Genomic DNA, 24910 nt, shown 5'->3' on the forward strand with positions numbered 1-24910 from the left:
AAGCTTTCTATAATTTCTCTGCGAGCTTTACGAAAAAACTTTGCGAACTTTACGTTAAAATTAAATCCCAACAGGCAACTTGAAACTTGAAACCTGAAACTTGAAACAAAAAAACTATTTCAAAATCTGAGAAGCGTGTTCTTTAGTTTTTACTTTTTCGATTACTTCTTCGATAATTCCTTTTTCATTAATTACGAAAGTCGTTCTATGAATTCCGTCGTATTCTCTTCCCATAAATTTCTTTGGTCCCCAAACTCCAAATGCATTAATAACCGATTTGTCTTCATCTGCAATTAACGGGAAAGGTAATTCGTATTTTTCTTTAAACTTAACTTGTGCTTTTGCACTATCAGCACTTACTCCCAGAAGCTCATAATTATTAGCCTGAAAACGATGAAAATTGTCTCTCAAATCACACGCCTCAGCCGTACACCCTGGAGTGCTTGCTTTTGGATAAAAGAAAACAACCAGTTTTTTTCCAGCATAGTCTGATAGTTTATGTGTTTTTCCATCTTGGTCTGTTCCTGAAAAATTTGGTGCCTTATCTCCTGCTTTTAATGTTGTCATATCTTTTATTTTAGAATGTTGATTTTAGATTTAACAAAGATAACTTATAACTAATAATTCTTTATTTTTACAGACATTAAAATCACCGAAATGAACAAAGAAGCTCGCGTACAATTTGTTATTGACACCTTAAAAGAACTCTACCCAACTATACCAGTTCCTCTTGACCATAAAGATCCTTATACACTTTTGATCGCTGTTTTATTATCAGCGCAATGTACAGATGTTCGCGTGAATCAGATCACACCACTTTTGTTTGCAAAGGCTGATAATCCGTATGATATGGTTAAAATGTCGGTGGAGGAAATCAAGGAAATTATTCGTCCGTGCGGTTTATCTCCAATGAAATCGAAAGGAATTCATGGTTTATCTGAAATTTTGATTGAAAAACACAATGGCGAAGTTCCGCAGAGTTTTGAAGCGCTTGAAGCTTTACCTGCTGTCGGTCACAAAACAGCAAGTGTAGTAATGTCGCAAGCTTTTGGTGTTCCTGCTTTTCCTGTAGACACACACATTCACAGATTGATGTACAGATGGAATTTATCAAACGGAAAAAATGTAGCGCAGACTGAGAAAGATGCAAAAAGATTATTCCCAAGAGAATTATGGAATGACCTGCATTTGCAGATTATTTGGTACGGACGAGAATATTCTCCAGCTCGCGGATGGAATCTTGAAAAAGACATTATTACCAAAACTGTTGGAAAGAAATCACTAATTGCTGAATTGGAAAAAACAGCATCAAAAAAATAAAGCACAAAGATTAAAGATCTTTGTGCTATAATGTGCCAATTAGAAAACTAGGCAATGTGTTCGGAATCTGTAGAAATTTTCCAATTATCAATTTTTTTAATTATCAAATTTCCTAATTACCTAATTTATTTACATTCCCGCTTTTAAAGCGTTATATTCTGCATTCATATCAAGCGATCTATAAACACCTAATAATGTTTTGGTTGCATCTTGATTTTTTGGTTCAATAGCAAGCACTTTCTTCAAATACGGAATTGCACTTCTTGTAATATCGTCTTTTCTAGCATTAAGTTTGTCATATTTCTGCATTTCGGCCGGAGTTGTCCCTAATGAAGATATTTCATCGGCCAAGTCTTTCTTAATTTGCAATTTTAAGTATGCCAAATTAATATAAGCATCGATATAATTTGGATCTAATTCTAAAACATAATTGTAAATAGATTCGGCTTTAGTGTAATCCTTTTTTTCAAGGTATGCATAAGCCAAGTTATTATTTACTTCTATCTTTTTAGAAGGCACAGATTCTGTTCTTGGTTTTTCGTAAAGACCTTGCTCTATAGCCGATTCTCTAGCTTTTGGAGATATAAAAACATCTTCTTCTTTGGTTTTCTTGTTTGTCGCATAGTACAAAACTCCCTTTCCAGAAAAATTAATTTTCCTCAAAAGCTCATAATAAGTCACAGCGGCATTGTAATCTTTAGCATTTATAGATGAAGAAGCAGCATTGTACAAGTTCAAAGTATCCTTTTTATCAAACAGATACACTTTATAACTTTTTTCTGCACTTTCTTTGTAATTTCCGGCTTTAAAATCTGCCATTGCGCCATTTACAAGGCTGGCTTTCATATCTTTTAAAGCCATATTTGCTTTTACAGTCCATTTAAATTTTCCTGATTCGTTCTCGTATAAAAACACATCTTGATACGATTGCGATGCCAAAGTAAAATTATTGGCCGCATCTATGTTTTTTACAGCTAAATCTTTTAAGACATTTCCTTTTAAGAAATAGTAATCAGACTTATCTTCATCTGATGCGTTAAGAATAAGGTATTCTGTTTTTGTTAAAATTGCCAAAGCATCTTGGCTATTTCCTTTATCAAATAAAGACTGCGCTTCTTTAATTTTGTCTTTTTGGGCAAATACGCCAATGCTAATCAGTAATAAACATGACAACATCTTAATGTTCTCTTTCATTTTTGCGGTTAAGTTTTGGTGATTAAATGATTTTCTTAGTTCTTTTGAGGCATAGTAAAAGAGATAATTAAACTGGTTTAAAAATTATCCATTACCATTTTGTGAGCAAACATTTGCTGGTCCAAATATTTTCTCAAAAATCAAATGAGCATCAAACTTAACAAAATAAAGCAGGGTAGTTTTTCTTCATAAACGATTTGTTTTTGGGTTAAATATTTAATTTTTAATATATTATTTTCTAATTCCTAGCTCAAACAACTTTTAAATACGAATAACACTCATCAAAAGCATTTTTAACGAATAAAAAATTAGTTTTTTAACTAAAATAGAATTAAAAACTAAACAAACACATAAATTTCCATCAAAACATTAAATTTTAACAAAACAAGCAAAAAAATGATGTAAAAACCTTATATTTTCTCTTATCAAAAAAAATGAAATAAAAAAAACTCACTACTTGCATATAAAACATACAAACAGTGAGCTCTTAAACCAAAACGACCATTTGGTTTATTTTAATAAACATCCGACAGGAGCAGTGGGCTGTTTAGTTAGCTATAATCTCAAAATTTTTATCGTCTATCTTAACAACAGTCAAGGCTTTCGAATAATTCAATAAAAAAGAAACGACTTCTTTTTTAGGTTTAAGATTTTTAGAAGCTAATGCTTTTTTTGAGTAAATTTTCCCCATACTATCAGAATGTTTTATACTAATATAACGAGGTTATTATCAAAATAGTATTAGTTGGTTAAAATAATTTGATGTTTATCTATAATTTTTCTCAAATTCATTAGTGCATAACGCATTCTTCCAAGTGCTGTATTGATGCTAACGCCTGTTATCTCTGAGATTTCTTTGAAACTCATATCTTGATACATACGCATTACCAATACTTCCTTCTGATCATCTGGAAGTTCCTCTATTAACTTTTTTAAATCAAGCTCTACTTGATCTACAATCATTTTGCCCTCAATTGTCAATGCATCGTCAGACATGATAGAGAAAATAGAAAACTCTTCGGTTTCTCTGTACATGGGCATTTTCTTTGTTTTGCGAAAATGATCTACAATTAAGTTATGAGAAATACGCATTACCCAAGGCAAAAATTTCCCTTCTTCGTTATAAGAATTACTTTTTAAAGTTTTGATTACTTTAATAAATGTGTCTTGAAAAATATCATTTGAAATATCTCTATCAGCAATCTTAGAATATATAAATCCATATATCTTAGACTCGTGCCTTTTTATTAATGTTGCAAGTGCAGCTTCACTACCGTCAACATAATTTTTTACTAATAGAGCGTCTGGAGTATGCAGATCAGCCATAATAACTACTTTTTTTTAGTTTTAATTTTAAAATTTGGAGTATTTTCTAAAAAGTAGTTTTTTTATATAGGCGTATCTTTTTTAAGTTATGTTAATATTGCGACCAAATTTAACAAATTTTAGTTTTAAAAAGCAAATAAAATCATTAATTATTATTAGTAAAACTTTTATTAATGTGTAATAAACATAAAATTTACCCGAAAACAGCTAAAAATCTGTAAAACAGAAGTTTGCAAAAAATGTTTAAAAACACACGTAAATCCCTTACAATTAACGAGATAATATGTACTTCTTTCTTTAAATCTGAATTTAAATTACAATTTTTCTTGAAATAAATTGACAATTAATCGATATTTTTCTAAAAAAGCCTTTAAACTACATCTTTTCATATTCAAAACAGATTTTTTGGGGCTAAAAAAATTGATCTGAAAACATTTTAATTATGATAAAATAGTTAAGATTTGGAACTAAATCCTTAACTAAATCCAATCCAAAATTGATTACTTTTGTAAAAATTGACTTTTTTATGCAAATTGACCTTTCTAAAATAGATCCAAAATCAAATATTATAATTAAAGGAGCGCAGGTACATAATCTAAAAAATGTAGATGTGGTTATTCCGAGAAATAAACTGGTTGTTATTACAGGTCTTTCAGGATCAGGAAAATCGAGCTTAGCTTTTGACACTTTATATGCCGAAGGACAAAGACGTTATGTAGAAAGTCTGTCGTCTTATGCGCGTCAGTTTTTAGGCCGTTTAGACAAACCAAAAGTAGAATATATTAAAGGTATTGCTCCTGCAATTGCTATTGAGCAAAAAGTAAATACGACCAATGCCCGTTCGACTGTCGGAACTTCTACAGAAATTTATGACTATATCAAACTTTTGTTTGCCAGAATTGGACGCACTTACTCTCCTATTTCTGGACAGGAAGTCAAAAAAAATACGGTTACAGATGTTATTTCTGATGTTAAGAGTCTTCCTCTTGATAGCAGATGGCTGTTGCTTGCTCCTATTCATCTTGAAGAAGGAAGGCAGCTTGAAGACAAACTAAAAGTACTTTTACAGCAAGGTTTTGCTCGTATTTTGGTTGATAACGAAATGGTTCGTTTAGATGAATTTTCAGCTTCAGATTTGCATCAATTTGATAATAAAGATATTCTTCTAATTATTGATCGTATCGTTGTAAAGGAAGAAGAAGAGTTTTACAATCGTCTGGCAGATGCCGTTCAGACTGCTTTTTTTGAAGGAAAAGGAATCTGTTATTTACAAGAATTAAATGCAGAAAAAAGATTTTCTTATTCGAATAATTTTGAGCTTGACGGAATAACTTTTCTAGAGCCAAACGTTCATTTATTCAGTTTTAATAATCCGTACGGAGCTTGCCCTGTTTGTGAAGGTTATGGAAATATAATCGGTATTGATGCCGACCTTGTGGTTCCAAACACTGCTTTGTCTATTTATGAAAGCGCCATTTATCCTTGGCGCGGCGACAGCATGAGCTGGTATAAAGATGAATTGGTAAAACATGCCTATAAATTTGATTTTCCGATTCATAAGCCTTATTTCCAATTAACCGATGAACAAAAAGATTTAATTTGGACTGGAAATCAATATTTTCAAGGGCTTAATGATTTCTTTAGGGAACTTGAAGAAAAAAACTATAAGATTCAAAATCGTGTAATGTTATCACGTTACCGCGGTAAAACCAAATGCCATGCATGTAAAGGCAAACGTCTGCGCGAAGAAGCCTCTTATGTAAAAATCAATGGAAAAACAGTTTCTGATTTAGTTGATCTACCAATTAAACATTTGGTAACTTTCTTCAAAAACATCGAATTAAATCAATACGAGCAGCAAATTGGAAAACGATTAATGATCGAAATTAATAATCGTTTGTCTTTTCTATCTGAAGTTGGTTTAGACTATCTTACTTTAAATAGAAATTCTGCAACTCTTTCTGGAGGTGAATCGCAGCGAATTAACTTGGCTACTTCTCTTGGTAGTAGTTTAGTTGGATCGATGTATATTCTAGATGAACCAAGTATTGGTCTGCATCCTAAAGATTCTGAAAGATTAATCAAAGTATTGCTTTCTCTTCGAGATCTTGGCAACACTGTAATTGTAGTCGAACATGATGAAGACATTATGAAAGCTGCCGATATGATTATCGATATTGGTCCAGAAGCTGGAACTTTTGGAGGAAAATTGGTTGCACAAGGCACTTATGATGAAATCCTAAAGTCAGATTCTTTGACAGCAAAATATCTTAATGGCGATTTAGAAATTTCTGTTCCTAAAAGAAGAAGAAAATACAAAAATCATATTGATATTATTGGTGCACGCGAAAACAACTTAAAAAATATCAATGTTACTTTTCCTTTAGATGTCCTAACAGTTATAACAGGAGTATCTGGAAGTGGAAAAAGTACTTTAATAAAGAAAATTTTATTTCCTGCTGTTCAGAAAAAACTGGAAAGCGCTGCTGAAAAAGCAGGGCAATTTACCGAGATTTCAGGATCATTTTCGCAGATTAAGCATATTGAGTACGTCGACCAAAATCCGATCGGAAGAAGTTCGAGATCAAATCCAGTGACGTATATTAAAGCTTACGATGACATTCGTGATTTGTATGCCAAAGAAAAATTATCAAAAATAAGAGGCTATCAAGCCAAGCATTTTTCTTTTAATGTTGATGGAGGACGTTGCGAAACTTGTAAAGGAGAAGGCTCTATCAATGTCGAAATGGTTTTCATGGCCGATGTTTCACTGCCTTGCGAAACCTGCGGAGGAAAACGATTTAAAAAAGAGATTCTAGAAGTTACTTTTGACAATCAAAACATCAACGACATTCTTACGATGACCATTGATGATGCGATTGCTTTTTTCGAAAAAAACAAGCAAGCCAAAATCACTCAAAAATTACAGCCTTTACAGGATGTTGGTTTAGGATATGTTCAATTAGGACAATCTTCTTCTACTCTTTCTGGAGGAGAAGCTCAGCGTATAAAATTGGCTTCTTTTCTAGTAAAAGGCGCCACAAAAGATAAAGCCTTATTTGTTTTTGACGAACCTACAACTGGTCTTCATTTTCATGACATTAAAAAACTTTTGGCTTCGTTTGATGCTTTAATAGAAAAAGGACATTCGATAATTGTAATCGAACATAATCTGGATTTAATAAAATGTGCCGACTGGATTCTTGATTTAGGGCCTGAAGGTGGAGAAAACGGAGGTCATTTATTGGCATCTGGAACTCCAGAAGACATTGTAAAAGTAAAAGAATCTGTAACGGGGGTTTATTTAAGAGACAAATTGTAACCCAACCTGTTTTACAAATAACAAAGCCATAGATACAATTGATTAGTTTGTATTTATGGCTTTATATTTTATTTCTCTTTTTTACTGTTCTTAAGCTACTAAACATCTTTCCTCAAAGGGAAGACCATCTTCGTCAATAGCTACTAAAATCTTTTTCTGTTTTGAAGCCTCAAAAGTAAGATAAAGCCATGCAAACGACCACAGACCTAGAGTTAAACAGAAAATCAAAAAATTTAAACTATGATTCACCACTTTTCCGCCTTTAGATAAGACTGCAAAAAGAAGCTCATCATTCCTTTCTTCCAAAGTAAATCCGTTATGAACTTTGTTTGATATCATATTAGAAAATACTTGCATGCTTTGTTCATGGCTGAGATGATTGTACTTCATAATTACTAATCTACAATTAATTCTGGTTACACTTTTATCGTAATTTACTGCAAAATTATTTAGTTCTAAAAAATTAAAAAAATGCCTGCATTTAATCGTTTAGTTAGAAAAAAAACTGCATTTTGAGTAAAGTACTGCTAAACATTCAGGATAAAGTTAATTTTTATAAAATTAATTACAAAGTATTCAAGTGTTAAAGTTTTAAATTTAATCACTCGTTATCAATTATTTAACCTTTGTTTTTAATATTAAAGACAGGCGCCTCGTAATCTTCTTTCAGATAATTTGGCGGAATAGTCGTGGTGTTTCCCTCTCGTAAAGCACTGTAATGTGGCGACATGATCTCGATACCTGCGGCATTAAAAGAATCTTGAATATTCTGATGAAGCGAAGAATAAATCCTAGGCTGTTTCGTTGGTTCTTTAGTATAAACATTGATTTGATACGAAACATAAAAATCGTCCAAACTAGTTTGAAGCACAAACGGTTTAGGTTCTTTTTCTGTCATTTCAGTCTTTAAAGCTGCATCAATCAAAGCGGCATGAATGTCTTTCCAAGGCACATCATATCCAATTGTTACTGTGGTATGAATTAATAATCCGTTGGTCGACTGATTTGTGTTTGCCGAATAATTTGTAGAAGTACTCGACAAAACGGTAGCATTTGGAATTGTAATATCTTCAAATTTTGGAGTTCTGATTCTGGTAACCAAAGCTGTTTTTTCAATTACTTCTCCGCTTACATCACCAATTTTTATATAATCTCCAATCTTAAACGGACGCATATAGGTAATAACCAAACCTGCCACCATATTGGCAATTGCATTAGAAGAACCGAGTGAAAACAAAACCCCTACAAATACCGAAACTCCTTTAAAAATCGGTGAATCTGAACCTGGCAAATACGGAAAAATAATCACGAGCATGAAGGCGTACATCAAAAGACGAATAACATTGAAAGTTGGCAATGCCCAATCGCTGTAGAAACCGTTAATCTTAATGTTCTCTGATTTTATTTCATAAAAGAAAAACTTAATTATTTTGAGCGAATATTTAAAAATGATGATGATTACAATTATGGTAAACAAACTCGGAAGAAAACCAACAAATCCCATAAAAGCAGATTTTGCAGGCGTTAAAATCCATCTAAGCAAGGTTGTTGTATACTCTTTTGTCGCTGGAAAAATGCTGAATAAAACAGGCAGCGAAAGATACACGATTAAAATAAGCGCTATTATTTTTATAACACCAAAGATTCGAAGCAATAAAACCAGCTGTTTCTCTGGAGACAATATTTTTATGGAATTATAATGTACTCCTTTAAAATACTTTGCTCGATTTTTTACAACATAGTTTTTTATGAAATTAAATATTTTTGCCGTCAAGAATAAGATCAAGCCAATTATAAGAACCAATAATGCTGTATATCCTATTCGTTTTGGCAATTGCGAATAATTTTCATTCTGATAGGCTATCGCGCTTTTAATTTTAGATAAATTACGATTTGCAATAGCACTTACGGTGCTATTTTCAGCTTTTGCATCGGCATCAAAAACAGACATCACCACCAAATCGTCTTGGTAAACAATATCCATAGAAGCATCTGAAGGAATAATTTTAATGGAATCTTTTTCAAAAAAAGATTCATTATAAAGTCTCTTAATTTTATTGGTAATGTATTCTGCTCGTTCTTTTGCAGAAAAAGATCCCACATTGTGGTAAACCAAAAAAAGTGTGTCTTTAAAAGGAGTTACCGGATACCCTTTTAATTTTACTGCTGAAGGTTCTTTTTCAGGGCTTTTCAGATTATTTTTCTGAGCAATTACCGAAAAAGAAAACAAGACAAAAAAGAAAGCTAATAACCTAAGTACTTTTATTTTCATATTCTATAAGAAAAAAATTAGTTATCCTTTCTAACAAATATAAAAACAAAAAAGCTATGATTTTTAAATTACTTTCTATTTTACAGAAAAATCAGATCAAATTTTAAAACCTATTTTTTTGAAAATGGAATCAATAACATTATTGATATCTGACGAAATCTTGAATTTATAGTTCAAATACAAATATAAAATGGTTACTAATATCGATTTTAAAGCAATACTGATTAACTGGAAAAATGGAAATTCCCAGAAATAAAATAGTAAAAACAATGCAAATGTCAGAATCATCGAATGAATCGTCTGTTTGGTAAAAGGATACAAATCAAGTTTCTTAACCACAAAAAGCAATTTTGCCAAACTGTATAACGTAATAGATAAAAGTGTTGCAAATGCTGACCCCATAATTCCAAAATCAGGAATGAACAGCATATTTAAAATCACGGTTAAAACAACCAACATTAGTCCTAAATATAATACCATTCGGTAATATTTGGTATTGAAAATAATGGCGTTATTATTCCCTAAAATCAGATCAAAATATTTAGAAAGCCCAATCATAAATACAACTGAGATACCGCCACTATATTCCTTCGGAACCAATTCATATAATTGTCTGATATTCACAAAAATACATAGCATTACAAATCCACCGACAATCTGTAGATTGATCGATGTTTTTTTGTATAGCTGATTTAATTCGTCATGTTTGTTTTCATGCATTAATTTAGCTGTAATTGGATACACGATTTGATGCATTGCACGGCTCGGCACAGAAATAACCAAAGCAATATACGTTGCCACAGAATAATAAGCGATATTCTCAATCTTCATGTATTGATTCAACATCAGCTTATCACCATCCAAAAGCAAATTGGCAACGCTTCCTGATAAGATAATATAAAAAGTATACTCCATTACACTTTTTACATTTTCTGGTATTGTAATCTGGAAATTAGGCTTTTTGATATAAAATGCATAAAACATGGTTACGATAAAAGCTAAGAAATAAATCCCTGCAGTAACATAAACAAACTGAACCAAACTGATCCAATTGAAATACAATCCAATTAAGGCGAATGTAGAAAGCAGCCTTAAACCAACTTCTTTGATAAAGTTCCCAAAAACGGAATGCATATGCACTCTCGCCCAGGCATAAAAAATTTCAAAATAAGCCATACAGATTCCAATAAACGGAATAAGAAGCATGAACTCACGAACAACTGGGTTTTCTTTAGAAACAAAATCGGTTATGTCATCGTAAAAGAAGATTCCGATAAGTCCTAACGGAATACACATCAAAATGGGAAACAGCGCCGTAAAGGACAAAAACTGCTCTCTTTCTTCTTCTGTTTTATATTGCGAATAAAATTTTACAAGGGTATTTTGCATTCCAATTGCAAACAAAGGCATGATTACGTTTGCCGCAGAAGTAATGTAATTTGTTAATGCATAATAAGTTGCTCCAAGAAAAACAGGATAAAGATATAATGTATTAATGGCTCCGATACCAAAACCAATGTATGTAATTATAGTGTTTTTAAAAGACTGATTTAAGACAATACCCATTTCTTGAGTTTAGATTGTATTTTGTTTTTAATGATTATCCTTTAATCAGCTGTGCTAATTGTTTGGTTAGGTTTTTTCTAGAATATTGCTGTAAACCAATCCCATGCGATTGTAATTTCCCTTCCAAAAACTGATTAAAAAAGTCCAAAATTACACTTTTTAATTTCGCTTTTTCAGAATAATCAAAAAATACTCCAGTATTGGTCTGTGTAACAATATCGGCAAAGTCAGAACCTTGAGGACCAATCGCGATTATTGGACGGTTTGATACCATATACTCGAACAATTTTCCTGGAATAATGCTTTTCGTGTCTTCAGAATTAATTTCTATTAAAAGCAAAACCTGAGATTTTCTTTGATGCGCCACAGCTTCTTTGTGAGAAACATAACCCACTAAATTCAAATACTCTTTTAATTGATGTTCTTGAATAGCATCTAAAACTTCTTGACTTACTGCTCCAATTAATTTTATTTCTAAATGAGTCTTAAATTCTGGAACTTCTTGCAGCAATTCAACTAAAACTTCCCATAAAAATGGCGGGTTTCTATCTGATAAGAATGAGCCAATGTGAGCTAAAGTGAATTTAGCATCTAAAGTCTGTTTCTCGACAGTTTCAACATCGTAACCATTTGTAATTACTGTAATTGGCTTATTGGTAATCGCCTCAAATTCGGCTTTTGTAGTTTTGCTTGTTACAATAATTTCGTCTGCAGCATTAAGCACTTTATGCTCTAAGCTCTTATGTTTTTTCTCAGCATAAGAAGACAAACGAAGTGCTTTGTGATAACCAATAGTTGTCCATGGATCACGAAAATCGGCAAACCATTTTACTTTTAATTTCTGCTGTAATTCAAGACCAATTAAGTGCAAACTATGTGGTGGCCCAGAAGTTACAATCGTATCAATATTATTTTCTTGAATGTATTTTTCTAAATAAGAAACTGATGGTTTTACCCAAAAAACACGAGCATCTGGAATAAAAAGATTTCCACGAACCCAAAGAAATGTCTTATCCAAAAAAGTCTGTTTTTTCTTTTGCGGAAAAATGCCAGAACTAATTTTCTTAGTTTTATTCTTCGAAAAAATGGAAGCCAATTGGTAAGGCTCCCAAATTTTATTCTTTAAAACAATTACTTTATCTGATATTTCACTTACCAAACCTTCATCAACAATTGGATAAGTCGGGTTTTCTGGAACGTAAACTATTGGCTGAACATCAAATTCAGGAAGGTATTTTACAAATTTTAGCCAGCGCTGTACACCTGGCCCACCCGCAGGCGGAAAGTAATAGGTAATTATTAAAAGTTTTTTTTGTTCCAATTTTTATTAATTTCTTTAAAATAACCTCGAAATTGAATTAAGAGTTTTCTTCATTTTCGTTATTTAATTTTCCTAATTCTTCAATATCCAGAATATCCTTAGCGCGATTAGAAGCTTTTTTAGCAACAATTAAACTTTCATAATCAATAAAATAAACTGGGGTTTCTCCAATCATTACGATCGTGGCATCTTCTAACAAAGAAGAAAAAGATTTATCTTCTAAACCTTTTACAGCAGTCATAATATCAAGCCTTAAACCATAACTTAAAGTGAAATCGGTCCAGCCTGGTATAAATTGCATCGTTTCGATAGTTTCGAAGTCACCCAAATTTATTGACTTTAATGCTTTTCTTAAATTAATTCTATTCTCTATTGTGTCTTCTAAATAGATATCAATATCTCCAGTACTTCTATTGTATCCATATATATTAACAGCAAATCCACCAATAGTTATATACTTAACCTTGTTCTCAAAAAAACTATTCCAAATGGCAACTATTTGCTCATTCATCGTTTTTTAGATTTAATAATTTTGGCTGTTTTTAATGCGTAAGAAACTTCTATCAAAGCCATTAATCGCTCCAATCTTTCTAAATAAGAAAGTGATTTAATTTCTGCTATTCTCTTAGCTTCCAATTCTTTTGGGTCACCAAAATTAAACACAATATTCTTCATCACTTTAATTTTTAAAATAAACTAACACAAAGATACAAAACGATTTACCAATATATAATTGACCAATTATATCGCAATTACTCTTTTTTAGCTTTTCGATTCTCAAAATAAATCCCTCCAACCAAAAGCAACAACATTCCAATTGAACTTATTAAAGTAATTGTACCTCCTGTTTTAATAATCTGAGGTTCAAATTTGAATTCTATAGTATGTTTTCCAGCAGGAATTTCCATTGCTCTTAAAACATAATCAACTGGGAAATGATCTGTTAGTTTACCGTCAATATAAGCGTTCCAACCATTTTTATAATACATTTCAGAGAAAACAGCTAAACCATCTCCATTATTTTCTGATTTGTATTTGATATAATTTGGCTTGTAAGTAACAACTTTGATAGTTCCTGTTGTATCGAAAGCTTTCTTTAATCTCGCATTTTGGAATTTACTTTCATGTTCGTGAACATTGAAAACGGCTACTTTTTTAGTATCCAAAGTATTCAACGCTTTCATTACATCGTCTGGTTTGTTTACCAGTTTTACTGCACCCACAAACCACGCATTTCCATTAGCATCTGGATTAACAGCAGGAATTGGGTTTCCGTCTTTATCCACTTGAATCACATACTTAACATTAAGCATATTAAGCACTTCTAAATTATTTTTAGCAATTTGATAATCATACAATTGCTGCATTCTTCTTGGTCGTACAGCACTATAACCTCCAATTGTTTTATGGAAATAAGAAGATCTTCCTTGCAATTGTCCTTGCAGATCAAATACACGGTAAACAGAAGTATCTTTTAAAATTTGTGCATCTGCCTGCGTTTCTTGGAACGGAGCCGCAATTTGAACCGGACTTACAAAATCTTTTGCAGAAACGTATTTTTTATCCACAAAAAACAAATCAAAAATCATTACGATTCCAACTACAATTAAAGTTGTAGTTTGAGAGAATTTGTTTTTTACAAACATCCAAAGAACCACAAATGTCACTATAATTAAGAATCCAGATCTTAGCAAATCTGCATAGTACATGGTCATTCTGTCTTCTCTTAAAGCATCAACAAATCCTGGGCCGTAGCTTTCCAAATAAACATTATCGTTCATTCCTGTAAAATGGAAAAAGCTTTTTGCTATTAAAAGAATAACAAGTACTCCTAGACCAAAAACTCCTGTCTGCACTAATGCTTTCTGCTGTAATTTCGGCTCGTCTTTAGCTTTAAAAAATGATTGTAATCCCATAACAGCTAAAACAGGGAAACATAATTCTAATATAACCTGAATTGAAGATACAGCTCTAAATTTATCGTAAAGCGGAACATATTCAATAAAAAAGTCTGTCAATAAAGAGAAGTTTTTCCCCCAAGAAAGCACTAAAGTAAAAAGTGCTCCAGTAAGAAAAACATATTTAATTTTTCCTTCGTCTATAAATAAAGCTAAAACTGCCAAAAAGAAAACTACTGCTCCAATATAAGCTGGTGCTGAAACAATTGGCTGATCTCCCCAATACGTTGGCATTCCCGAAACAAAATCCTGCGCTTGAGATACGGGAACTCCCTGTTCAAGCATAAATGCGTACATACGGCTGTCTGTACCTACATTTTCGTGGCTAGAACCTCCAAAAATTCTAGGAGCAATTAAATTTAAACTTTCTGCTATACCATAACTATATTCTGTAATATAATCTGTGGTCATCGATGCAGTGGTTTCATTTTTAGATCCGTCTGGATTAAAAGTCAGCTCACTTTTATCTCTGATACTATATTTAGCATATTCGTTTGTTGCCATTAAATTACCTGCGTTGGCTCCTAAGGCAAAAATTCCTGCAACTAATAAAACTCCACAAGAAATTAGAAGTCCTTTAAAATCTTTCTCTTTGATATAATTAAAAGCAAAATAACCTGAAAGTATCAATAAGAAAATCAATAAATAATAGGTCATTTGGAAGTGATTGGCACTAATTTCTAATGCCACTGCAAACATGGTAAGCAAACCTCCCTTAATATATTTCTTCTGAAAGACGAGTATAAAACCAGCAATTACCAATGGCATATAAGCAATAGCATGTGCTTTGGCATTATGTCCAACTCCTAAAATAATAATCATATAAGTTGAAAAACCAAATGCAATTGAACCTATAAAGGCTTTCAAAGGATCTGTTTTTAAAACTAATAATAAGCCATAAAAACCAAGGAAATATAAGAATAAGTAATCTGCTGGACGTGGAAGAAAACGCAAAACGTCATCCACTTTACCAATAAAATCGTTCGGATAATTTGCTCCAAGCTGATACGTAGGCATACCACCAAAAGCCGAGTTTGTCCAATACGGCTCAGCATTTTCCGTTGCTCTAAAATCATTTTGCTCTTTTGCCATTCCGGTATATTGAGCAATATCTGATTGGAAGATTTGTTTTCCTTGTAGAACTGGATAAAAATAAATTAACGAAACAAAAATAAAGCCCAAGATAACAAGGGCATGCGGATAGAACTTATTTACTATTTTCAATTTTGGCTGGTTTGGGTTAAAATGAATCCTAAATTTCAGGACACAAATCTAATCTATTTCTTCGTAATCAACATACTCTCCCACTTTTTTGGTCTCGCGCGGATTTTTAGCATTAGCAGTATTAATGATTATTTCATCATTATTATTTGTATTGCGATTGTTCTGATATGTATTGCCTTGATTATACTGCTGCTGTTGTCTTTGAAAATTTTCACTAGCATTCTCTACTGCCTTTTTAACCAATACTGGCAAAAAGATTCTAGCTAAAAATTTAAAAATGTAATAAAAAGCTATAACCCACATGATGGTCTTAAACAAACCTGAAAATGATGCTTCTTGCATAACTATATATTTTTTTTCCAAAATTAATAAATCCATTCCTTAAAAATAAAATATGAATCTTAAATAAATAATAAAATATGTACATTTGAAATGCGTTATTATTTTTTAATCCAAAAAAAATTATATGTTCCAAATTAAAAACTTACTTGCCCCGGTACTTTTTTTTATTCCACAACTGTTTTTTGCGCAATACACCGACGTTATCAATTCCAACCGCCCCGGAGAAACTATGTCAGCATATGCTGTCGGAAAATCTGTAATTCAAGCAGAACTTGGCGTTTATGGCATTAAAGAAAAACATGATTTATTAGACTACGATGCTAGCGGTTTTGGCACAGATTTAACCCTTAGATATGGAGCTTTTCTGGAACAACTAGAATTTATTGTTGATTTGCAATATCAGGCAGAAAATTTTGATACGCCGTACACCAGTTATAAAAAGAATAATTTCAGACAAACGGTTTTAGGAGCTAAATACCTTATCTACGATCCATACAAAAACTATAAAAGAGAAGTAAATATCTACAGCTATAAAGCCAATCGTAATTTTCAATGGCGCGAACTGATTCCGGCTGTTTCTGTTTTTGCAGGAGCTAATTTTGTTGGTGCAGATAATCCGTATTATTTTTCTCCCGATGGAGCCATTTCTCCTAAGGTTTCAATCATCACTCAAAATCTTCTTGGAGGAGGATCTTGGGTTTTTGTAACTAATATTATTGCAGATTATATCGGAACTGACTATCCAAGTTACGGATATGTATTAACTTTGACGCATGGTTTTAACGATAGATGGTCTGGGTTTGTTGAAAATCAAGGATACAAAAGCGATTTCTACAGCGATTCAATTCTTCGCGGAGGAGCAGCTTTTCTCCTTTCTTCAAATTTACAGGTTGATGCTTCTATAAGTACAAACTTTAAAAATACGCCTTCTATTTTATACGGAGGAGTTGGAGTATCATGGCGTTATGACGGATGGTACAAAGAAAAACAAATTGAAAATAAAGCAGCAGACAGAGCAAAAAAGAATCCTGACAACGAGAAAAAAGTAGATTATCAGGAAAAAGAAAGAAAACGTAAAGCAAAATACGAATAAGTGTAAAATAACCAGAGCCTTTCTAAGGAACTCTCAATACCACCTTAATGATTACAATTAAAGAAGCCAAAAGCAAGAAAGAATTAACCGAATACATCAAATTTCCTTTTTCATTATACAAGGACAATCCGTATTGGGTGCCACCCATTATTTCAGACGAATTGGAATCTTTTGACAAAACCAAAAACCCTGCATTTGACAATGCTGAAGCTTATTTTTATTTAGCTTATAGAGACAACAAAATTGTTGGGCGTATTACTGCCATTATCAATTGGTCTGAAGTTAACAATCAGCACAAAAGAAAAGTACGTTTTGGATGGTTTGATGTAATTGATGATATTGAAGTTACTAAAGCATTGCTTGAAAAAGTTTTTGAACTAGGAAGAAAACACAATTTAGAACATGCTGAAGGCCCAATGGGATTCTCAAATTTAGATAAAGTAGGAGTCTTAACTGAAGGATATGATCAAATTGGAACCATGATTACATGGTACAATCACCCTTATTATGTAACACATTTGGAACAATTAGGATTTCAGGTCGAAAAACAATATATCGAAAGCATATTTCCTTTCTCTAATGTAAAACCTGAATTTTTTCAGAAAGCACAAGAATTAATCAAAAAACGCTATGGACTAAAATCTCTTACGTTTACCAAAACAAAAGACATTATGCCATACGTAGACAAAATGTTTGATTTATTTAATGAATCGTATGAAAAACTGGCTTCTTTTGTAGCAATTTCAGACGTACAAAAAGAATATTTTAAAAAGAAATACATTAGCTTTATCAATCCCGAATACATTAAGTTCGTTTTGGATAAAGATGATAATCTAATCGCTTTCAGTATTGTAATGCCAAGTTTTGTTGAGGCTTTACAAAAAATGAAAGGCAAATTATTTCCTTTTGGTTTTCTTCATTTGTTAAAAGCAAGAAAACACAGTAAAGATGTGGTTTTTTACCTTATCGGAGTTCATCCTGAATATCAAAACAAAGGTGTAACAGCAATTATTTTTGATGAATATTACAAAACTTTTTCGGCTAAAGGAATTCAGACTTGTATTAGGACTCCAGAGTTATTAGAAAACAACGCCATTCATTTGCTTTGGAAAAACTTTGACCCAACTATTCACTGTCAGAGAAAAACTTATTTGAAGAATCTTTAAATTTAGTTTTCAGTCGCAGTTATCACAATAAAAAAATCCATTCGCCCCCAAACGAATGGATTTTTTACTTTATGCAAAAAAACATCATTACTCTACTTTGCAATCTACTTTAACTAAAGTATTTTTTGCATCAAATTTTAGTTTTGATTTATCTTTAAAAGAAACCTTATCATTGGCGGTTGCAACATCGCCATATCCTTCAATAAAAGCTCCATCTTTTTGTAGAAAAACAACTTCTCTTACCGATGACACACCTTCAGAATTAAAAGTATAATCGGCAACTAAAGTATCACCTTTCATATTCCCAATTAAGGTTCCTTCGTTTTTATCTTTTCCTACCAGATTATAACTTAGTTTTCCGTTTACTTCCTGATGAGAATTAACATTAAAACTCATTTCTATAACACTTCCATTAGATTTCCATGCATAACACTGATCTCCAGCAGGTTCAACTATTTCAGCTTCTTTTGGAGGACTTGGCGTAATTTGTACTGGCTCTGTCGTTGTTGCTTCTTTTTTACAAGAAACAAAAACAGCTAACGCTATTACCACTATTGTAAATACTTTTTTCATACTTGCCTTTTTTATTTTGTTGATTATGAAATAAAGTTACTTTAAATAAAAAAAATCCATTCGCATAACGAATGGATTTTTTTATATAATTCCCATGTATGAGAATTTATTTTTTTAAGTCATTACGAAACGTCTACAGTTGTACGTTCTGCAATTTCTTTATAAGTTCCGTTAGTCAATTTCTCACGGATTGCTTCAAAAGCCGTTAAAGTCTCTTCGATATCTGCTAATGTATGAGAAGCTGTAGGAATCATTCTCAATAAGATAATTCCCTTAGGAATAACTGGATAAACCACGATAGAAAGGAAAATACCATAATTTTCTCTCAAATCGTTTACCATAACCATTGCCTCAGGAATACTTCCTTCTAAGTAAACTGGTGTAATACAAGTATTTGTATCTCCAATATTAAATCCTTTTTCTTTAAGACCGTTTTGCAATGCATTTACGTTTTCCCAAAGTTTATCTTTAATTGCAGACGATTTACGCAATAACTCTAAACGTTTCAAAGAACCAATTGTTTGAATCATTGGTAATGCTTTAGCAAACATTTGAGAACGTAAGTTGTATTTCAAATAATCGATAACTGTTTTATCAGCCGCTACGAAAGCACCGATATTAGCCATAGATTTTGCAAAAGTAGAGAAGTAAACATCAATCTGATCTTGAACTCCTTGCTCCTCACCTGCTCCAGCACCAGTTTTACCTAATGTACCAAAACCGTGAGCATCATCTACTAATAATCTGAAATTGTATTTTTTCTTTAATTCAGCAATCTCTTTTAGTTTTCCTTGCTGTCCGCGCATTCCAAAAACACCTTCAGTAATAAATAAAATACCTCCACCTGTTTCCTCTGCCATTTTAGTAGCACGCTGTAGGTTTTTCTCCATACTTTCAAGGTCATTGTGTTTGTATGTGAAACGCTTACCCATGTGTAAACGAACACCATCAATGATACAAGCATGTGAATCTACATCATAAACAATAATGTCATTTTTAGTAACCAAAGCATCAATGATAGACACCATTCCTTGGTAACCAAAATTCAATAAATAAGCAGATTCTTTCATTACGAATTCAGCCAATTCATTTTCTAATTGTTCGTGGTACGTAGTGTGTCCAGACATCATACGAGCTCCCATCGGATAAGCTGCACCAAACTGAATTGCTGCATCTGTATCTGCCTGACGAACTTCTGGATGATTGGCTAAACCTAAATAATCATTTAAACTCCAGTTTAAAATATTTTTTCCATGAAATTGCATTCTAGGACCCAACTCTCCTTCTAACTTTGGGAAAACATAATAACCTTCTGCTTGAGAAGCCCATTTTCCTAAAGGTCCTTTATTGTCCTGAATTCTTTCAAATAAATCTTTTACCATAATATAATGTAGTAGTTTTTTTTACTTTATCAGCGAGCAAAAATAATCATTATTCTTCTAAAATTCAGACCTTCATTTATTTTTATTAAAAAATATTCCAAACATTTTTTCTAACAGTGTTAGTTTCTAATCAATAATTGCCAAATGCAATTTAATATACTATTTCTATAACAAGTATGATTTTTATCATAATAAAAGACAAACATGTCTTTTATTTTTGAATAAAATTTTAATTACTTTTAAATAAGAATATAACCAATACAAAATCAAAGCATTATGAAAAACAACAACAAAACCCTAAGCAAACTGTATGCACTTTTAGGCTTATTTTGTTTGCTCCTAATCTTAGGAAGCTGCAAGAAAAATGAAGAGAAAGATTATGCAGATATCATGACTGAAGGCGAAATGGAGGCTGAACTCACAGCCCCTCCTCATGTTCCTAAACCTGTTGGTAACAGAACGGCCATGAAATTAAAATTAAACATGGAAATTAAAGAACAAGAAGGAACAATGACTGATGGTGTAAAATATACCTATTGGACGTTTGGGGGTTCTGTTCCTGGAAGTTTTATTAGAACTCGTGTTGGTGACGAAGTAGAATTTCACTTAAAAAACCATCCTGATAACAAATTACCTCATAATATCGATTTACATGCCGTAACTGGTCCAGGTGGTGGAGCAACCTCATCTCTTGTAGCTCCGGGACACGAAAAAGTATTCAGCTTTAAAGTTATAAACCCTGGATTGTATGTTTACCACTGTGCTACTGCTCCTGTGGGAATGCACATTGCAAATGGTATGTACGGATTAATTTTGGTTGAACCAGAGGGCGGACTTCCTCCTGTTGATAAAGAGTACTACGTAATGCAGGGTGATTTTTACACTCAAGGTGAATATGGAGCAAAAGGTCTTCAGCCGTTTGATATGAATAAAGCGGTTAAAGAAACTCCTGACTATGTTGTATTTAATGGAAAAGTAGGTGCTTTGACAAATGGTGGTGAATTGACAGCAAAAGTTGGAGAGACAGTGCGTTTATTTGTTGGAAATGGCGGACCAAATTTGGTTTCTTCTTTCCACGTTATTGGAGAAATATTTGACAATGTACATGTTGAGGGCGGAAGTACAGTAAACAAAAATGTTCAGACTACGTTAATTCCTGCTGGTGGTGCGGCAATTGTTGATTTTAAAGTAGAAACTCCAGGAACTTTCATTCTGGTAGACCACTCTATCTTTAGAGCATTTAATAAAGGAGCGCTGGGGATGCTTAAAGTGGAAGGAAAAGAAAACAAAAACATCTATTCTGGAACTATTCAGGAAGGTATTTATTTGCCTGAAGGTGGAACAATCCAAAAAATGCCAGGAACCTCAACAGCAAAAGCTGCAGTTCCAAAACGTACTGTTGAAGAGAAAGTTAAAATTGGAAAAGAAATCTTCGGGACAACTTGTTTTGCTTGCCATCAGTCTGAAGGACAAGGAATTCCGAGCACTTTCCCTCCTTTAGCAAAATCAGATTATTTGAATGCCGATTCTAAACGTGCAATTAAAACCATTCTGCATGGTTTAACAGGCGAAGTAACGGTAAATGGTAAAAAATACAACAACATAATGCCTGCTCAGAATTTATCTGATGATGAAATCGCAAATGTATTGACCTACATTTACAACAGTTGGGGCAACAACAAAACCGAAGTTACTCCTGAAATGGTAAAAGCATTAAGATAAACAGCAAACATTCAGCATGAAAAAATACATTTTCATACTAACTATCTTTTTCTCTGTGTTTAGTGTCATGAAGGCTCAGGAAAAAGGAATGGCTTTCATAAAAGAGGGATCTTATGTCCCTCTTTATGGAGCTGTTTCTCAAAAACCTGTAGTAGTAAAACCTTTTTACATAGACATTTATCCTGTAACCAATAGTGAGTTTTTAGAATTTGTCAAAAAAAATCCTTCTTATCAAAAATCAAAAATTAAAGGAATTTTTGCCGATAAAAGCTATTTGTCTTACTGGGTGTCTGATTTTGATTTTGGAAATGCAAAACCAAAATCGCCCGTAACCAGCGTTTCTTGGTTTACCGCAAAAAAATACTGTGAATGCCAAGGAAAACGTCTGGCAACAATGGACGAATGGGAATACGTAGCAATGGCAGACACTAAAAAAATTGATGCACGAACCAAAAAAGAGTTTAACGAATACATTTTATCATGGTACGAGAAATCTAAAACGTACGAAAATGAAATCGGAAAAACATTCAAAAATTATTGGGGAGTGTACGACATGCATGGTTTAGTTTGGGAATGGACATCTGACTTTAACAGCATCTTTTTATCGGGAGAATCTAGAAAAGATAAAAGCACAGACAAAAACCTCTTTTGCGGAAGCGCTTCTGTAAATGCATCCGATTTAATGGATTATGCGGCCTTTATGCGTTATGCATTCCGTGGAAGCTTGAAAGCGCAATATTCAACACGAAATCTTGGCTTTAGATGCGCTAGCACAACAAAACCAAAAATCTAATTTAAAATTAGTTTACAATGAAAAAAATAGCAATTGCTTTTCTTCTCTTATTCTCTTTTTACAGCTGTAAAGAATCTGATAAAAAAGAGGTTAAGGCAGAAGCAAAAAAGGAAATCAGCGATTTATCGATTTATAATCTTCCTTCTAAATGGACAACTCAGGAAGGAAAAGACATCGAATTAAAATCACTCAGAGGAAATGTTTTAGTAATGGTAATGATTTATACCAGTTGCAAATCGGCTTGCCCTAGATTAGTGGCCGATATGCGCGATATTGAATCAAAACTGGAGAAAAAGACAAAACAGCATGTGAAATTGATTTTGGTAAGCATTGATCCAAATACAGATACTCCTGAAAGATTAAAATCGTTTGCAATTGAAAATAAAATGAACCAAGATCCCTGGGTTTTCCTTCGTTCATCTGAAGAAAACACGAGAGAGTTTGCAGCAGTTTTGGCTGTCAATTATAAAAAAATCTCTCCAATAGATTTCTCGCATTCAAATATTATCAGCGTTTTTAATCCAGAAGGAGAATTGGTTTTTCAGCAGGAAGGTTTAGGCGTCAATAATGAAAAAACAATTGAAACAATAAATCTGGAAGCAGCAAAAATATAGATATTTAAATAGGTTAATTAGTAAGAAACAAGAGCAGGTTTATAGTAAAATCAACTCTTGTTTTTTATTTATAATAAGTTATAAAGAAATATGTTGTAAAGCTTCGGAGAAGCGAAATATTTATAGAAAAAATGTAACGCGTTTATAAAAAGCTCCAGCGGAGCGAAATCTTTATCAGGTTAGAAAAAAAACTATTAGAAAATATTTCGCTCCGCTGGGGCTCTTTAATCTTTGTCAAAACGTTTTCTATAAATATTTCGCTCCTCCAGAGCTTCTTTTCTCTACTACCCAATTTTTCTATAAATATGTCGTTCCTCTGGAACTTACTTACTATATTATTTTCTCTTAATTATAGAACTCATCATTAAAACCAATCCCAAAACCAAAAGAATACTAAAAATCAAAATACTTTGAAAATATCCTGGAATGCTTCCTTCTCCAAAAAAGAAAAACCAGCCTTGCAGAAACAATAAAACTTCGGTTGCAATATATCCTAAAATAAAACTCTTCACTCCTATTTTCAATGATGAAGAATTAGCAGAAAGCATTTTATTCTGAAGCAGAATCCCGAACAAAAATCCAGTTATGATTCCTAAAGTTGTTAAATGAATAAAACCAATTACAAAATTTCGAATTTGATGTGAAACTTCTGCCAGATTAGGAAAAAGAGTCAGCAATTGAATTCCGACTTTCAAAAACAAAGAACACAATGCCAAACCATAAACTATTTTAGTCGTTTTATCTAAAGTGCTTTTAAAATGACCGATTTGAGGTTGCAACATTTTATAGAAATAAACAAAAGCGCCCAGTTGAATTAAAACTCCCAAACCATTGACATAACTCAAAATATCATTTTCTATAAACCAGCGAACAGGAAAACAAACTGTCAATAGCGTAGAAGCAACCATTAGAAAGTAAAACTTCTTAAATTTTACCTCATTGATCTTTTCTTTAAATTGTTTTAAAAACAAAGCTAAAATCGCTAAAATAAACCAGCCGTTAAATTGAAAATGGAGAAAAAACTGAATCGCAATTTGATAAAAAGCACTTTGTTTTCCTAATGTGCTCACGGCCGGACCAAGACACCAAACTCCAAAAGTCGATAAAATCATAAACAGAATCGAAACCAATAAAAGTCTTTGTGATGGCGATTTATCCCTTAAACTATCTTTCCAAACCAAACGGCAAAAAATATAACTCAGCAAAATATGCATTGTTGAAAATACAATCGAAAACAGAGCATAACCTTGAATTGGAAAAGCAATCATCATTCCGATTACTGAAAATTCGGTCAGCCAAAATAAACGGTTGTAAATGGGTTTCTGGCTTTTTTCTTTTGGAATAAAAAAATGAACCACCAAAACATATACGATCATATAAACCCAGCCTAACATCGCAACATGCGAATGTGCATGAAGCAGAAAACTATAGTTCAAAAAATCTAAAGGAAACAGATACATAAACCGCATTAATAATCCGAAAACGCAGGCTATCAGAAAATTAAAAAAACAGCACAGTATCCAGCTTTTTTGAGAATTCATAGATTATATTTTTATTTATACACATAGAAACATAGACTTTCTAGACGCATAAAAGGCGTTTCACTTGCATTAATACACATAGCTATGTGTGAAAATCTAGATTTTCTAAAATCATCTTTTTGAGTTTTTTAATCTATGTTTCTATGTGTTTAATTCCAATTAAAATAATATTTCTTGAAAT

General features: G+C 32.5%; 22 protein-coding genes. 7 read left to right on the top strand and 15 right to left on the bottom strand.

Annotated features, from left to right (window positions below; genetic code table 11):
* Nucleotides 1–114: 114 nt before the first annotated feature.
* A complete protein-coding gene (bcp, locus tag RB618_RS09260; RefSeq protein WP_308068487.1) occupies nt 115–567 on the bottom strand; it encodes a thioredoxin-dependent thiol peroxidase in 453 nt (150 codons plus the stop codon).
* A gap of 90 nt (nt 568–657) precedes the next feature.
* Here bcp and nth point away from each other — a divergent pair, with 90 nt between their 5' ends.
* Nucleotides 658–1320 carry an endonuclease III gene (gene nth, locus RB618_RS09265; protein ID WP_308068488.1) on the top strand — a complete coding sequence of 221 codons (663 nt, stop codon included), beginning with the start codon at nt 658–660 and terminating at the stop codon, nt 1318–1320.
* A gap of 129 nt (nt 1321–1449) precedes the next feature.
* On the opposite strand, the gene RB618_RS09270 is transcribed toward nth, so the two are convergent.
* The 3 genes from RB618_RS09270 to RB618_RS09280 all read right to left on the bottom strand — a co-directional run bounded on the left by RB618_RS09270 (nt 1450) and on the right by RB618_RS09280 (nt 3840).
* On the bottom strand, nt 1450–2514 hold the full coding sequence (locus RB618_RS09270; RefSeq protein WP_308068489.1) for a tetratricopeptide repeat protein: 1065 nt from the start codon (nt 2512–2514) through the stop codon (nt 1450–1452).
* 547 nt (nt 2515–3061) lie between these two features.
* The gene (locus tag RB618_RS09275; RefSeq protein ID WP_008462533.1) at nt 3062–3205 is read right to left on the bottom strand and encodes a hypothetical protein; all 144 of its coding nucleotides are present in this window, start codon (nt 3203–3205) and stop codon (nt 3062–3064) included.
* A 50-nt stretch (nt 3206–3255) separates the two neighbouring features.
* A complete protein-coding gene (locus tag RB618_RS09280; RefSeq protein WP_248726140.1) occupies nt 3256–3840 on the bottom strand; it encodes an RNA polymerase sigma factor in 585 nt (194 codons plus the stop codon).
* Between the two features lie 526 nt (nt 3841–4366).
* Between RB618_RS09280 and uvrA the strand changes: the two genes are divergently transcribed.
* Nucleotides 4367–7162 (top strand): excinuclease ABC subunit UvrA, encoded by a 2796-nt coding sequence (gene uvrA / locus RB618_RS09285; protein WP_308068490.1) that lies wholly within the window; start codon nt 4367–4369, stop codon nt 7160–7162.
* A 90-nt stretch (nt 7163–7252) separates the two neighbouring features.
* On the opposite strand, the gene RB618_RS09290 is transcribed toward uvrA, so the two are convergent.
* The 8 genes from RB618_RS09290 to RB618_RS09325 all read right to left on the bottom strand — a co-directional run bounded on the left by RB618_RS09290 (nt 7253) and on the right by RB618_RS09325 (nt 15881).
* Complete coding sequence (locus RB618_RS09290; RefSeq protein ID WP_165352478.1) at nt 7253–7552, bottom strand: hypothetical protein; 300 nt, start codon at nt 7550–7552, stop codon at nt 7253–7255.
* A 229-nt stretch (nt 7553–7781) separates the two neighbouring features.
* Entirely contained in the window at nt 7782–9434 is a 1653-nt protein-coding gene (locus tag RB618_RS09295; protein ID WP_308068491.1) for a mechanosensitive ion channel family protein, read from the bottom strand.
* A gap of 96 nt (nt 9435–9530) precedes the next feature.
* Nucleotides 9531–11000: a polysaccharide biosynthesis C-terminal domain-containing protein gene (locus RB618_RS09300; RefSeq protein ID WP_308068492.1), complete on the bottom strand. Its 1470-nt coding sequence runs from the start codon at nt 10998–11000 to the stop codon at nt 9531–9533.
* 34 nt (nt 11001–11034) lie between these two features.
* Entirely contained in the window at nt 11035–12321 is a 1287-nt protein-coding gene (locus RB618_RS09305; protein WP_308068493.1) for a glycosyltransferase family 4 protein, read from the bottom strand.
* Between the two features lie 37 nt (nt 12322–12358).
* The gene (locus RB618_RS09310) at nt 12359–12832 is read right to left on the bottom strand and encodes a nucleotidyltransferase (RefSeq protein WP_308068494.1); all 474 of its coding nucleotides are present in this window, start codon (nt 12830–12832) and stop codon (nt 12359–12361) included.
* Nucleotides 12829–12996: a hypothetical protein gene (locus RB618_RS09315; RefSeq protein WP_308068495.1), complete on the bottom strand. Its 168-nt coding sequence runs from the start codon at nt 12994–12996 to the stop codon at nt 12829–12831. Before RB618_RS09315 ends, RB618_RS09310 begins: the two co-directional genes overlap by 4 nt.
* Nucleotides 12997–13073: 77 nt before the next feature.
* Nucleotides 13074–15503 carry a YfhO family protein gene (locus tag RB618_RS09320; RefSeq protein WP_308068496.1) on the bottom strand — a complete coding sequence of 810 codons (2430 nt, stop codon included), beginning with the start codon at nt 15501–15503 and terminating at the stop codon, nt 13074–13076.
* A 48-nt stretch (nt 15504–15551) separates the two neighbouring features.
* Entirely contained in the window at nt 15552–15881 is a 330-nt protein-coding gene (locus tag RB618_RS09325; RefSeq protein ID WP_308068498.1) for a DUF4834 family protein, read from the bottom strand.
* A gap of 88 nt (nt 15882–15969) precedes the next feature.
* Between RB618_RS09325 and RB618_RS09330 the strand changes: the two genes are divergently transcribed.
* Together RB618_RS09330 and RB618_RS09335 are read left to right on the top strand one after the other, a co-directional pair.
* On the top strand, nt 15970–16938 hold the full coding sequence (locus RB618_RS09330; protein ID WP_308068499.1) for a transporter: 969 nt from the start codon (nt 15970–15972) through the stop codon (nt 16936–16938).
* A 47-nt stretch (nt 16939–16985) separates the two neighbouring features.
* Nucleotides 16986–18104, top strand: coding sequence for a GTP cyclohydrolase (locus RB618_RS09335; RefSeq protein WP_308068500.1), 1119 nt, complete (start codon nt 16986–16988; stop codon nt 18102–18104).
* Between the two features lie 87 nt (nt 18105–18191).
* On the opposite strand, the gene RB618_RS09340 is transcribed toward RB618_RS09335, so the two are convergent.
* Nucleotides 18192–18677 (bottom strand): hypothetical protein, encoded by a 486-nt coding sequence (locus tag RB618_RS09340; protein ID WP_308068501.1) that lies wholly within the window; start codon nt 18675–18677, stop codon nt 18192–18194.
* Nucleotides 18678–18799: 122 nt separating this feature from the next.
* Nucleotides 18800–20059: an aminotransferase class I/II-fold pyridoxal phosphate-dependent enzyme gene (locus RB618_RS09345; protein ID WP_248726131.1), complete on the bottom strand. Its 1260-nt coding sequence runs from the start codon at nt 20057–20059 to the stop codon at nt 18800–18802.
* 276 nt (nt 20060–20335) lie between these two features.
* Between RB618_RS09345 and nirK the strand changes: the two genes are divergently transcribed.
* Genes nirK through RB618_RS09360 form a run of 3 tightly spaced genes read left to right on the top strand, consistent with a single transcriptional unit; the run spans nt 20336 to nt 23188 of the window.
* The gene (gene nirK / locus RB618_RS09350; RefSeq protein WP_308068502.1) at nt 20336–21781 is read left to right on the top strand and encodes a copper-containing nitrite reductase; all 1446 of its coding nucleotides are present in this window, start codon (nt 20336–20338) and stop codon (nt 21779–21781) included.
* A gap of 16 nt (nt 21782–21797) precedes the next feature.
* Nucleotides 21798–22574 carry a formylglycine-generating enzyme family protein gene (locus tag RB618_RS09355; RefSeq protein WP_374121110.1) on the top strand — a complete coding sequence of 259 codons (777 nt, stop codon included), beginning with the start codon at nt 21798–21800 and terminating at the stop codon, nt 22572–22574.
* A gap of 17 nt (nt 22575–22591) precedes the next feature.
* Nucleotides 22592–23188 carry an SCO family protein gene (locus RB618_RS09360; protein WP_308068503.1) on the top strand — a complete coding sequence of 199 codons (597 nt, stop codon included), beginning with the start codon at nt 22592–22594 and terminating at the stop codon, nt 23186–23188.
* Nucleotides 23189–23523: 335 nt separating this feature from the next.
* Here the strand turns inward: RB618_RS09360 and RB618_RS09365 are convergent, their stop codons facing one another.
* Nucleotides 23524–24648: a hypothetical protein gene (locus RB618_RS09365; RefSeq protein WP_308068504.1), complete on the bottom strand. Its 1125-nt coding sequence runs from the start codon at nt 24646–24648 to the stop codon at nt 23524–23526.
* Between the last annotated feature and the right edge of the window lie 262 nt (nt 24649–24910).

Source organism: Flavobacterium sp. LHD-85 (assembly GCF_030929595.1).
Lineage (GTDB): Bacteria > Bacteroidota > Bacteroidia > Flavobacteriales > Flavobacteriaceae > Flavobacterium.